The sequence below is a fragment of the uncultured Tenacibaculum sp. genome (genome assembly GCF_947502995.1).
In the GTDB taxonomy this organism is placed as follows: Bacteria; Bacteroidota; Bacteroidia; order Flavobacteriales; family Flavobacteriaceae; genus Polaribacter.
Window position 1 is genome coordinate 152,864 of the sequence record NZ_CANNBW010000001.1, and the last position, 14,035, is coordinate 166,898.

General features: G+C 27.8%; 8 protein-coding genes. 2 read left to right on the top strand and 6 right to left on the bottom strand.

Annotated elements, in window-relative coordinates:
* Window positions 1–115: 115 nt before the first annotated feature.
* Together Q1A46_RS00655 and Q1A46_RS00660 are read left to right on the top strand one after the other, a co-directional pair.
* The gene (locus Q1A46_RS00655; RefSeq protein WP_299672859.1) at window positions 116–1,936 is read left to right on the top strand and encodes a transglutaminase family protein; all 1,821 of its coding nucleotides are present in this window, start codon (window positions 116–118) and stop codon (window positions 1,934–1,936) included.
* Window positions 1,902–3,929: a DUF3857 domain-containing protein gene (locus tag Q1A46_RS00660; RefSeq protein WP_299672862.1), complete on the top strand. Its 2,028-nt coding sequence runs from the start codon at window positions 1,902–1,904 to the stop codon at window positions 3,927–3,929. Before Q1A46_RS00655 ends, Q1A46_RS00660 begins: the two co-directional genes overlap by 35 nt.
* Here Q1A46_RS00660 and Q1A46_RS00665 read toward each other — a convergent pair whose 3' ends face one another.
* The 6 genes from Q1A46_RS00665 to Q1A46_RS00690 all read right to left on the bottom strand — a co-directional run bounded on the left by Q1A46_RS00665 (window position 3,930) and on the right by Q1A46_RS00690 (window position 14,006).
* The gene (locus tag Q1A46_RS00665; RefSeq protein ID WP_299672865.1) at window positions 3,930–4,832 is read right to left on the bottom strand and encodes a sterol desaturase family protein; all 903 of its coding nucleotides are present in this window, start codon (window positions 4,830–4,832) and stop codon (window positions 3,930–3,932) included.
* 123 nt (window positions 4,833–4,955) lie between these two features.
* Window positions 4,956–5,801 (bottom strand): DUF4437 domain-containing protein, encoded by an 846-nt coding sequence (locus Q1A46_RS00670; RefSeq protein WP_299672869.1) that lies wholly within the window; start codon window positions 5,799–5,801, stop codon window positions 4,956–4,958.
* Window positions 5,802–6,000: 199 nt separating this feature from the next.
* Window positions 6,001–8,520, bottom strand: a complete 2,520-nt coding sequence (locus Q1A46_RS00675) for a P-loop NTPase fold protein (RefSeq protein WP_299672871.1) — start codon at window positions 8,518–8,520, stop codon at window positions 6,001–6,003.
* A gap of 123 nt (window positions 8,521–8,643) precedes the next feature.
* The gene (locus Q1A46_RS00680) at window positions 8,644–11,754 is read right to left on the bottom strand and encodes a TonB-dependent receptor (RefSeq protein ID WP_299672874.1); all 3,111 of its coding nucleotides are present in this window, start codon (window positions 11,752–11,754) and stop codon (window positions 8,644–8,646) included.
* Between the two features lie 96 nt (window positions 11,755–11,850).
* A complete protein-coding gene (locus tag Q1A46_RS00685; RefSeq protein WP_299672877.1) occupies window positions 11,851–12,525 on the bottom strand; it encodes a DUF2064 domain-containing protein in 675 nt (224 codons plus the stop codon).
* 119 nt (window positions 12,526–12,644) lie between these two features.
* Window positions 12,645–14,006, bottom strand: a complete 1,362-nt coding sequence (locus Q1A46_RS00690; RefSeq protein ID WP_299672880.1) for a TlpA disulfide reductase family protein — start codon at window positions 14,004–14,006, stop codon at window positions 12,645–12,647.
* Window positions 14,007–14,035: the final 29 nt, after the last annotated feature.

A 14,035-nucleotide genomic window follows, 5' to 3' on the forward strand; every position in this document is an offset into this window, starting at 1 on the left:
AAAACTTGAATTATTATCTAAGGTTATTTAAAAAACATTTTGAGTAACTTTGTGCTTTATTAAAAAGTATACACAATTAATTATAATAGTTGTATACTAATAAAAATATGCAAAAGTGAAAAAGATATTAAGTACTCTAATTTTATTACTTTTTATTTTCTATGATTTCAAATGTTACAGTCAAGATATTCATTTAAAATCTATAAAGGAAACCATAGAAATCAAAGAAGATTCTTCTTTCATAAACAATATTTCAATTCTTTTTAAAAAAAGTAATAAACCGCGCTTTTACCCTATATTTTATGATACAGAATTAGAAAAAGTGTCAGATATTAAACTATTTATCAAGAAAAGGAGAAGAGATAAACCAATATATATTAAAAAGATCTATGAAGAAGATGCTAAGTTAGAGTATATTACAAGTAAGAAAATTAAATATGTCATGATTCCTGCTGATAAAGAAATTAAACTTTCTTATTCAGTTAGTTGTAAGGAATTAATGTATTTTTCAAGTTTGCCTTTTTTTTCTTATAATCAAATAGATACACTTAGTTATAAAATAAAAGTTGCTAAAAATTTTGAGTTGGCTCATAATACAATTTACAAAGAATCTATTCCTTACTATAAAATAGATTCTACTAAAACAAATACCAATTCAGTATGGAATATTAAAGTAGTTCCTCAAAAAGTAGAACCAGATCCTTTTCAGTTTTTTGGTGTTTATAAAAATATGAGAAATCCTTTGATGCGAATCATAGTCACTCCAGATTCTTATAAAAATAGGCCTACTAATTATATTAACGATTGGTATTCAGAAAAAGTAGCTTCAAAAAAAGGGTTAAACTATCAGGTAAAACAAAAGATAGACCAACTAACAATTAACATTGAAGATCCCTCTGAAATTATCAACATCATTTATAACTATGTTAAAAATAACTTTAAGTATGTAGCTATAGAAGTAGGTATGGGCGCTTTTATTCCAACTCATGCAAATGCTGTTTATTTAAATAAAGAAGGAGATTGTAAAGATCTATCAAATTTTTTATCGGAGGCTTTAAGATATAAAGGAATTAAAAGTGATATAGCTTTAGCTGCTACTTTTGATCATATTAGTGATTGTGATTTTCCGTCTTTAAGTTCTGCGAATCACGTAATTGCTGTAGCTTATATAAATGGAAAAGTAATTCTATTAGATCCTACAGACTCAATTCACAGAGAAGGAACACCCGTAGAGAGTTTACAAGATCGTAAAATTTTAATTGTGAATTCAAATGGAGGTGTTTTTCATACTGTAAAAAGCTTTACTCCAGAAGAGAATACTATTTTATATCAGTTAGAATTAAAGGAAGATAATACAAATATTAAAGGAACATTTTATACTTCATATAATGGGATTTCTGGTAATTATTTGAAGCGTAGAATTAAGGGTAAAAAAGAGGAAGAACTTCGTGATTTTGAAAATACATTTTATGAAGAAATTTTCAGAAATCAATCTGTTTCTAATTTAGAGCTGTTAAATGTTGAAAAACTAGAATATAAAGGAGATATATCTATTAGCAGTAAGTCTTTTGATGATGGAGAAAATAAATACTTATTTATCGATTTTTTACCAAGAATTATAGAAACAGAAAATAGAGAAATATTAATGGAGGGGATTAATTTGGCAAATCCATTTCGTAAAAAAGTTCGAGCAAAAGTAAAAATTAACGAACCCATAAAAGATTTCGAGTCTAAAATATATAACTACAAAGAAAAAGGAATTTCACTTAAAGTAATTATTAAGTATATATCAGAATTGGAAATCGAATGTAATTACGATTTTATTCTTAATCATATTTACATAGATAAAGAAAATGTCGGTAAAGCAAACGACATTTTAAAATTATTTAAAAAAATAATAAATGAACCTATCATACTTAAAAAACAGAAAAGTTAGTTTAATTGTCATAAGCACATGTTTACTTTTTTATAGTTTTAAATCTGTTTTAAGTAAAGGAAATGATCCTTTCACTACTCTTTGTGAAAAATCAGATGCTTATTATTCATCTTTTTATAAAGATGTTACTTATGCTAAAGAATGGTCTGGATATAAGAAATACACTTCTATTACAAATAAATTAGTAATAAATACATCTAAAGGAGTTGAAGATTATGCTTTTTTAAATCTAAGTGAATATGAAAGTAATCATTTACAAAGCATTAAGGTTAAAACTCTAAAAGCAGATGGAACCAAAGTTAAATTAGATTCTGGTTTGGTATTCAAACGTACTACTAAAGGAAAGAAATTTGGAGAAATAAATTATCCAATTCCAGCTGTAGAGCCAGGAGATACAATTGAAATGAATTATATATACTATGAAAGATTAAAAAAGAACGATTTAAAGAATTATGTGGATTTATATACAGATGTACCTAGTATAAATTCTCAGTATACTATAAAAACTCATCCAGATGTATTATTGAGATACAAATCATATAATGGTTTTCCAGAACCAGCAGTGGTATCTAATGACACTTTGTTTTATGTTCAGTTTTCTATGGATAAGGTAAAAGGAATTAAAAAAAATGAATTTAACTGTTTGCCTTGCGAAAAGCCATATCTATATTATTCTATAGACAAGAAAGATACAAAATTGAGAACCTGGAAAGATGTTTATAATGAGGAGTTTAATTTTGTTACTCAACCATTTGCTTTAGATTATGAAAAGTTTTCATACTATAAAAGGTGGAAGAGAAGAGTAGTAGGGAAAGCTAAAGATAGTTCGAAATATTACAAATTTAACTTATTGCATACTGAAGTAGTAAATAATTTTAAAATGGAACCTACTAGAAAAGAAGAATTAATTAAGTCTAGTGGTTATTTTTTAAAGAAAAAACGATTTGATCCATTAAGTATAAAAAGGTTTTACAGGCAAATATTAGAGGATCTAGAAATAGAGTATTGGGCTGTTTTTGGTAGAACCAAACGTTTAGGGTCTATTAGTAAACATTATATTAGAAGAGGAGAGTTTGATCATATATTTTTTGCCTTTGAAGATCAAAATAAACAATTAAAATTATTATATCCTCACGAAGATTTTTATCAATATCGAATTAATGAAATACCTACTTCTATTTATAACTCAGATGTTATTCTAGTAAAACCACATTTAACCAAAAAAAGAAGGAAAAAAGATAAATTTATTTCTAGAAATTTAAAGTTAGCTAAGGTAGATTCAGTATCCATCAAAACTGTTAAGTTACCTGGTATGAATGCTAACATTAATTATCTAAATCAAATAATTTCTAGTGAGGTAGATGTTAAACAGAAAAAAACTTCCTTTAAATCAATTTTTAAAATTTCGGGAGGATTATCTACAGAATTACGAAGTTTTTACGGTATGTTAGATCAAGACCAAGAAGCTAGTGATTTTTATAACGCCTTGTCAGAATATCAAGGAGTAGATAATACTATAAATATAGATACAATAACAAGTAGATCACTGAGTCCAAAAGCTCCTTTTGTTTATAAGGTTAGAGCTAAGGGTACATTAAATAATGCAATTACATTTATAAACGATAGCCTAGTAAGTATTTCTGTGGATAAACTGATTAATCATAATCAGTTAGATAATGATGTTAACTCTTCAGAATTAAGTTATTATTTAGATTATGGTTATTCTGATTTGATGATGTGTTTTTTAAACTTTCCATATGATATAGAAATTTTAGGTAAAAAAGAGATAAACTTAATATGTGAAAATGATATAGGTCAATATTCTTTTGAATTAAAAAAAACTAAGAATAATCAAATTAAATTAAAATCAGATTATAAAATTCTAACAGATTTAATTCCAAAAGAAAAACTTATTGATGTAAAACTGATCAACGAAAAAGTTAAGGAAGCAAAAGGTAAACGATTTGTAATTAAACTAAAAAAGAAGATGTAATTAAGAATTCACATTATGATTTTTTAGGTTTATAGGATACAACTCTTGCCCAAGAAAATCTTTTGGGAATTTTTCGTCACCTTCAAAACCAATTTCAATATCTCTACCAGAATACGGAATGTAATTTGTTTTAAAAATATAGTCCCAAATGCTTAATGTAATACCGAAGTTTACACCGTTTTTTCGGTCTTCTGGTAATTCTTTAACATGATGCCAAATATGCATTTTAGGATTGTTTAAAATGTATTTTAAAACACCATAATCCCAATTAATATTAGCGTGGTTTAAGTGTCCGATTGTAATATTAAAGAAATGTACAATAGCAACATCTTGAGCTGTAAATCCACCCATAATAGCTAAAGGGATGTACTTCATCGATTTGTACACAACAGGTTCCATCCAATGGTAACGCAAGTGAGCTGCAAATCCCATTTGTTTTACAGAATGATGCACTTTATGAAAGTTCCATAAAAATTCATATTTATGTAATAATGTATGTGTGTACCATTGAACAAAATCAATAATAATAAAGAATACAAACAAACGAAGTGCGTATGGAAAATCATTAATATTGAATAACTGAAGATCTGTTACCGAAACACCTATCAATCCTAAAATATCATTAAAAACTTCAGAAGCAGTATTAGAAAGAGCAATCAGAACAATTAAGTTTAACAAGAAGAAATTAAAGAACATGTAAAATGTATCTAACCAAAAATCTTTTCTGAAAGTAGATTGGTTCTTACGCCAAGGAAACACAATTTCTAATGCCCAAACAACAAGAGAAATTAAGATTAATCCATAGAAATAATTCTCCCAGTTCAATTCAAATAAAACAGATTGTTTTATGTAATTCCAATAACCAGTGTAAGAATTTTTTATAATTTCTAAATATTTCTCCATACGACTAAGATACTCAAGAAAACAAAGTTAATTAATTGTAGAGTCGAATAAAAGGGAAATAGTTTACATAAAAAACGCCTTTCTTAAATTAGAAAGATGTTTTTGAAGTATAAAATTTTAATATTATTCTACATATACACTTCCATTTGTTCTAACATAAATAATAATGTCATCCTCACCATTATTTGTTATTTTATGTTCTGCTTTAGTAGTTGATGTAAAATAACTTCCCGGATCTAATGTTTTTATTTCTTGATTTAGAGGTAAGGTATAATTTAATTTCCCTTTGATAATAACAGCATGTAAAATTGTACCATCTGTTTTAATTTTCCCGTCAAATTGTTTTGGAAGTTTTATAAAAAAACCTTTAGCTTTATTCGTGTTTTTGCCCTCCCAAAGAAAACTGATTTCAGCATTACTTTTAGAATCGATCCAATTTGTTTTAGTGTGATTTAACCAAACAACATTGTTGGCGCTAATATTTACAGGTCTTTCTCCATTATCGAAAGCTTGATCTATTGGTTTTACTAAATAAGGTCCGTGATCAATCTCTACATATGCAATATTTATATTTCCTTTAGCAGAAGTAATATGAGATTCTCCTTTTGGCTGTGTCCAAAATGAACCTTTAGGCATCCACATGTTTGCAGCAGCTGGATCATCATTATGAATCAAGCCTTCAATAACTACAGCTCTATAAGTTACATTATGAATATGCGGAGGCGAAGAAAAACCATCAACAAATTTTGCTAAAAAACCTGTAGCTACTTTTCCTTTTCGATCTCCCCAAATGGTTCCAGCTTGTGGACTTTTATCTCCTCTTGCAGGATTTAATTTTTCCCAAATAATTTCAGAACTAAGTACAGCTTTATTGGTAGGATTCTCAATTTTAGAAACTTCTTTTTTTTCTGTTTGATTACAAGAAATAATGAAGGATAAAACGAATAAACTAATAATTATTTTCTTCATTTTTAATGTCGTTTTGAATAGCAAAACTACTTATAGCTTACAGCATTATCAATAACTATCATTTTTGATAGTTACACTTTTAAGAATATTTTTAGATTATAAAGAACTTTTAAACCCCAGTACAATAACAGTAAAAATAGTAATGAAAAACTAAGAGAAGCTAGTTGTTCGTTAGTAATGAAGCCAAATTATATTAGTATTAATAATGCTTCTTAATACTAATATAATTTGGCTTCATTTTTTTTTCAATTGTATAGATATCTTTAAATAAATTAGGTTTTATATGTTTAATAAAACTACCAAAATATGTTTTTAATTTATTTGGTTGTTTTTCTTCACAATATTCAAGGTATTTAATAAATGCTTTTAGTGTAGATACTCTACTAGCCAAATTTCTTTTTCCATCTTCATTTGAATTAGGAAATAAAGATTTAATCTCTTTAAAAAAATCGTCATTATAAATTTGTGTGTCTTGTATTATAAGATCAAAATAACAAAATCTAGTACACAATTCCTTTATATAATAATAGCCTTTTAAAGTTATCGCAAGGTTTAAATCCTTGGGGATTTCCCTGCTAACAGTATCAGTTGTAATTTGATCAGTATCAATTAAGGATGTATTGATTAGGTTTAATATTGATGATGTTATTGTCTTGATTGAATAGCCAAAGTCTGAAAATAAATCATAAATTACTTCTATTGAAGTAAACTTACTTCCTGAGCCTTCTTTTTCATGTAGCTTTATAAGCTCTTGAAGTATATAATAATTTAAAAAATGATCTGTCGATTGTTCATTAGTTAACAATATATTTTGTATTATACTATTATTAGAATTATAATAATGTTTATTTATTAAACTAATGGATTTGATGAATTCATGAAAAGGTATAGAACTGTGATTTTGATTATTAGTTCTATATCTTTCCCTAAGAATATAATCTTCAACTTTTGTGTGTCCTGAAGTTAGAAAAAGTTTAAAAACTCTTAATCCTTCTCTGATATTTGGAAATGTTGTTTGATTTAAAAAGTTTATTATTTTACTGTTTTGTGAAGAAAAAATTGAATTTTTTAACCCAGTTAAAAATTCAATTACAGCTTGATTATTAATTTTTATTTTATATCCTTGTTCATTTTTTGCTTGAATATCAGTGTCTTTAACGCTTATGTTCTCTAAAGCATAATCTAGTCTTTTTAGAAGAACTTCAGAATATTTTGGAGCAGTTATATGATAAACATTACTTTCATAAGCATCAAAAGGAGGAGAAAATCTCCATTTATGATAGTAACCTTCTCTTAAACTAATAACTGCCCCACAAAGACTTCTTTTGTTGAGGGAATGCGCAAATAAGAATATTTTTTCTTGAATTTCATCTTTAAATTGATCAGCATTATCAATTATTATAATTAATCTTTTCCTTCTTTCCCTTATAAAATACTTACTAATGTTTTCAAGATGATTTTGATGATTTTCTTGTTTTTCAGATAAAAAGTTAGATAGTTTTTTTTGGTAGTTATTTTGATCATTCTCTTTATCATAAGACCAGATTCCTCTATCATTTCTATTTATTTCTTTTATATATATACGTTTTAAGGATTTTAAAGAGTGAAGATCAATTTCTTCATATTTTTCATATAGATTTTCTAAAATATTATTACAGATTGAGTTAGATTCAAAATCATCTACAGTATTAAAGTGAACTCTTAAGTCTAAGTAAACAATTAAATGATTTTTTAAATCATCTTCTTTTTTTTGGTATTTAAAAAGATGATTAATGAATGTTGATTTACCTGCTCCCTTAGATCCAATTATTATGATAGGTTTTGGAGGTGTTAAATTTTTAGAATTAATTTTGTCTTTATTTATTTCATTTGCTATTTGATTTTGAATATTTACGGTATTTACTGCAGGTACTATATTACTTATGTTGGGAGCTTGATCTGAAAATAATCGTTCTATATCATTTCTGTTTTTTTTGATTTCTTTATTTTCAATAAAACATTTTTTTATAAAATCATCATTTTTTTCAATTTCCGAACTAAAAATTTCACCAAAAACACTATTTATTATAGGAGTTATTTTTGAACTTAAGGGATTTCTTATTAATTCTTTTTCTTTATCTGGTAATTTTGATAAAATAGTGTGACTGGCGACTAAATTACTAGGTAGATCATATATAAAACCTCCATTGTTTGTTATAGAGAACTTAGATAAGGTTTCGTAAAATTCAATAAAACGATTTTCTATATCCTCAATACCATTAAATACAAGACATGTGTTGTTTTTCCATGATGTGCCATCTGAATTAAATAATTTAAGTATTAAGTATTGTTTTCCATTTGTTATAACGCCATAGTTAACACCATAATCTCCGGCATAATTTCTTATTTGAGTAATTACTTCTTCATTTTCTTTTAATAAAGATTTTATTTTTAAGAATTTATGGTTTTTAGGTATGCTAAATTCTTTAAAATTTCTTTTAGCCTCTATAATGAAATGAAAACCAGGAATAGAAATTTTATAATCGAAATACCCTGAGTCAACTCTACCTTCTCTACTTATATTAGATTCTTTCCAGCCTAGAACATTAATGATTAAATTATCAATCAATTTTGAACGTGTATCTGATTCATTTATGTCATTGTGTATATGTTTTTCAATTTCAATTTGAAATTTTTTAAACTCTTCGTAAGTGTCATCAATAGATAATTGTTTAGTCATATTGTTGCATGAATTATTTCAATTAAAATTAAAAACAATAAATGATATTAAAATGAGGAAAACCACATTTTTAAGTGCGGTTTTCCTATTTATAAGTTGAAAAGATTTCTTTATCTGGCAGCTTTAAAACTGATATTTTAATCCAAGTTGTGCTCTCCAGCGAGAATTAATTCCATCTAAAACCCAAGGTGTAGCGTTTTCATCTAAAGTAAATTGATACACAGGCTGATTATTCTGAACACCTCTAAATTCTAATAAGTTGAAATTTGAGTTTACTACGTTAGGAACAAAAACTAATCGTCCCCAATTTTTATGAATTAAGTTTAAAACATTAAAAACATCTAAACTGATTTGTAAATTCGAATTATTTTCAAAAGGAAGATTGTATACAAATTTAGCATCTAATTGATGATTCCAAGGTGTTCTACCTCCGTTTCGCTCTGCGTAACTTCCTCTATTCTCTCTTAAATAATCATTATTCTCAATAAAAGCATCTAAACGATTCCATTGTTCTTGTGCAGAAACCAACACATTTCCATTGGTATCAGTAATATCTTGTAATTGAATTTCTCCTTGATTTTCAGGAATATAAACTAAATCATTTCTAGATGATCCATCTCTGTTTACATCTCCTTGATACACTACAGAATACGGGCTTCCAGAGGTTCCCGTGTATAAAGCAGAAAGTTGTATTTGATGTTTGTTTTTGAAGTTGATATTGTAACTGTGAGATGAAACAAATTTATGACGCAAATCGAAGTTAGAAAACGATAAATCTGGATCATGAGAGTTTATAGCCTGATTCCATTCAAAGTTTGCAGCAGAAGAATTACGAACAGTACTCGATATTTCTTTACTTTTTCCATTTGTATACCCTAAGAATCCAGAATAATTATCGGTTTCTTTATACAAACCAAGATTGATATTATAACGGTATCCTTTGTTTGTATTACTTAATAAAAACACATTTGTAAAGTTGTCGTTTACGCGAGTTCCATTATAAAATAAACGATTATCTGCTCCAGAGTAATTGCCAAATTCTTGTCTTCTATTTATCGATTGAAAGAAAATTCCTTTTAAAACATCAGTATAAGTTGCTTCAGCTGTAAATCTAAATTTCCTTGGTAGTTTTGCTTCAAAATGTAAGCGAGTTTTCCATTCTCTTGGTAATTCAAAATCATTATCAATTAAATTGATTTCTGTTAAACCTGGCTGTTGAGCTGCTAGTGTTCCTAAATTTTCTTCTAAACGAACTGTATTTCCATTAGGACGAATATCTACATTAAAATAATCTGTTCCAGAAATATATTCTGCATATGCAAACCATAAATACGGAATTCTACCTGTAAATAATCCACTTCCTCCACTAAGTTTATATTTCTTGTCTTCATCTAGCGTATATTCAAAACTTACTCTTGGATTGATATGCGGATTTACTTCTATTTGATTTGTGAAATTACTGAACTCAGGAGTGTTTCTAACTAACGGACTTAAAGGTAAATCATCTAATAATAACTGATTGTCTAATCGAACACCTAAGTTTAATGAGAATTTATCACTGATTCTTATTTTATCTTGAAGATAAAAAGCTGAAGTCAAAACATCAATTGTTGCTGAAGGACGATTATTTACAAAATCAAAAGAATTGTTTGTAACGTGGTATACTCCACGAATTCTAGAAGGTGTATCATTTAAAAAATCATCGACAGAACGATAAGCCCAACGTCCGTTCCATGCGGTTAAAAATCCATAATCAATATCATTGTATTGAAATAATAATCCACTTGTAATCGTATGATTATTTTTATAATACGTTAACTTATTGGTAAGTTGAAAAGTGTTCAGGTTTGTATTGTAAATAGAAGCTTCTCGATATGTTCCGGCAAAAATTCTATTAGAAGAATCGTTAATTTCTATATGCGGAAAAACTCTTCCGTCATACGAACGATCTTCCTTTACTTTTGTGTAGCCTAAAGTTAAAATGTTAGATGTATTTTCAGACAAGCTAGAGTTTAATTCTAGCGTTGTACCGTTAAGAATACTATTATGTCGGTATCCTTGATTTCCAAAATTAAAAACCGCTTGGTTCCATTCTAAATTATCAGCAAAACTCTTTACAAAGTTGTTACGTAAAGTAAGTTTGTGTTTTTCTGAAATATTATAATCTAAACGAGCAAAAATCTTCGTAGAAGCAGTTTCAATATCACTGCTTTCAAAAGCACCAGGATCATAATTATAATCCGTTCTTAATTTATCAGCAATATCAATTACAGTTTGCTGACTAATATTTGATCCTGAAGAACCCGGAGCTCCGATAAGAGGAGTTTTACTCAACGCTTGCTCAACATTTACATAATAAAATAGTTTATCTTTTTTTATGGCTCCACCAACGCCACCACCAAACTGAATGTCATAAAAACTATTCACTTCTTGTTCAATTCCATCAGCAAAAGAACCAATTAGTAATTGATTATTTCCATAACCATATACTTCGGCTTTTGTAGTATTTGTTCCGTTTTTTGTAACCACGTTAATATTAGCTCCTGTAAAGTTTCCTATGCTTACATCAAACGGCGACGTTTTTACAGAAAGCTCTTTAATTGCTCCGAAACTAATAGGCTGACTACGAGATAAACTTCCAGGAGTTCCATTTGCAGAAGATCCTGCTGCACCACTTGCTGGCTCTTGAAAACCAACCACGTCGTTACTTGCTATTCCATCAATATTAAAATTATTAAATCTATTGCTTGCTCCTCCAAATGAATTCAAATTGGCTTCAGATAAGTTTCGTGTTAAATCTTGCACACTTCTACTAATTGTAGGAGTTTTTAACAATTGTTTGGTATTAATAACAGATGGATTTATCCTATTCGATTTTCCAGAAATTACAACTTCATCTAATGTCGCATTTTCTTCCTGTAAAGGAATATCTATAGTTAATGTTTTTCCTAATTGAATTGTAATTCCTGTTTTAATATATGTATGATAGCCAATAAAATGAACTTCGATTTTATATGTGTTTCCTGGTGGAATATTAGCAATTACATAATGACCAGATTCTTGAGAACTTGTTCCATAAGTAAAGTTAGTTTCTGTATCTGTTATAATTACCGAAGCAAAAGGAATTGAAAGTCCTTGTTTATCTGTTATTTTCCCTTCAACATTTCCTGTGGTTTCTTGAGCGTAACTGAATAAAACAGAAAAAAGAACAGCAATAAAAAATTTAATTTTCATACGAATGAAAAATGATTTAGTTAATTAAAATAGTGGTGTGCATAGCTTATACTTTTAAGTAGTAACTTAAAAGTTCATAACAAGTAAATAATATGATTAAGCTAATAGGGGAGAGCCTTTATTGTGCTGACTTTTTATATAAGCTTCTGAAGAAGTATGTTCAGTATAAAGAGGAATACTGAATGTTGAAATAATAGTTAAAATGATACTTTCTAAAACAGATCTACCTGATTGAAGAAAGTAAAAAAGATCACTTTTAGAATCTAAATCTTTTAATGGTTGTAAAAGAAAAGGATTAAGAGTTTTTTGAGTGAAAAAGGCTGTTAGAGCATTTAATAACTCTGATGTTTGCCAAGGTAAAGAAGCAAACTCATCTTTTTGGAATTGTTGTTTGCTAATTCCTATTAAGTATACACCTCCATCTAAAGCCGGACCTAAAGTATTTCTTTGACGAATTAAATTTTCGTGAGCGATTAAGATATGTTCTGAATTTAACTCGGGACTATCATTACCTATGGTAATTACATGATCGTATCCTTGATTAAAAACAGTTTCAATTGCATTAGAAAATCGTTCACCGAAAGTTTTTCCTTTTTGATTATTTTCATTGAAAACAAGAATGTCTAATCCTGTTTTTTGAGCTTCAGAAAGTGCTTTTTGATGTAAATGTTTGAATAAAAGTTGACCATTACGTATTTGCTTTTCTTTTACTTCTTTTTCAGAAGTATTAGAAAACAATAAAATGGCAGTATTGGTGCTTTTATTTAACATTCTTTTTTATAAAGTGGAGTATATAGTCGATATAAATTACAACACATTACTAGATAAAGCAAAAAAACGACCGAAAAGGTCGTTTTTTAACAATGAATATGTTGTAATATTATTGATTTTTAAATTTTTAGTTCCTCAAATAATTCAATAAGTTTTTTATCTGATGGTCTTGGAGCGTAAGATTTTACAATATTTCCTTCTGGATCAATTAAAATAAAATGAGGAATTCCTTGAACTTGATAATCTAAAACAAATTTAGATTGCCAGTCTTTGTCGGCCATTAACTGGATTCCTCCTAATTCTTTATCCTTAATCATTTTTTTCCAAGTATCATGATCAGCTTCAGCATCAATTGAAATACTAACAAAAGCAATGTTTTTATCACTATATTTTTCTTCCACTTTCTTTAAAAATGGAATTTCTGCTTTACAAGGTTTACACCATGTTGCCCAAAGATCGATGTACACATATTTTCCTTTTAAATCTGCTAAAGATGTTGTTCCTCCAGCATTATTTTCATAGTTTTCAAAAGAAGGAGAAACGTTACCAGCTGCTAATTTTTTAATTCCATTAAACTGTTTTGTTATTCTTTCTTTTAAGCCTTCATCATTAGAAAGTTTCATGATAGCATTGTATAAAACTTCTGATTTAGGATTGTTCGCCGATATTTGAAAAGCCATATTCTTTAACAAGCTATTTTTAATCATTTCACTTTTGTGTGATTCTATATATTCAATAGCGGCATCTTCAAATGAGATGTTTTTTTCTTTCGAGTTGATACGAGCAGAGTTAGTAAAATGATAATTAACAATGTTTTTATAAGAATTAAACTTTTTGAAATGCTCTTCGTTATTTACATCTAATTTATCTAAGTTAAGAGGGAAAGATTCAGAAACCTTAAACTCATTGTCTTTTGAAAAATATCGATGCGCAGGCTGATAATTTGTTAGGTGTGATAAATACTCGTAATTTAAATTGATTTTCTCTTCTTTAGCAAAATCACTATCTACATTTTCTAAAGTTTTTTCAAGTTCTTTATTTATGTCGTCCATTTTAGCTAAATATGCAGCTTCATCAAGAGAGTATAAGTCTTGCATAGATCCGGCTCTTTCTTTAATTAAGTATTTTTGAGCCAGAAAGTTATTTACTTCGTTACCTTCACCAGAATATACAATTGTTTCATCAAATTCTTTAGCATCCATATTTAAAGAAAGTTCATATCCATCTTTTAAATAGAAAGAAGAAGATTCTTTTCCATCACTGAAACGATGATGGCCATTAGCATTAAAAATGGTATCTGTAAAAGAGCCATCTTCTGAAATTTTAATTGTTTTAACCAGTTCGTTAGAACTATTTATAATTGCTAATTCTTTGCTGTTAGGATTTTTAATATTTCCTTTAAATAAAGCGTAGTTAACTGTTTGTTCTTTACCGCACGAAACTAAAGCTATAGTAGCGATACCCAAAAGTAGCTTTTTCATAATTTTTAAGATTTAGATTGGTTTTTAAT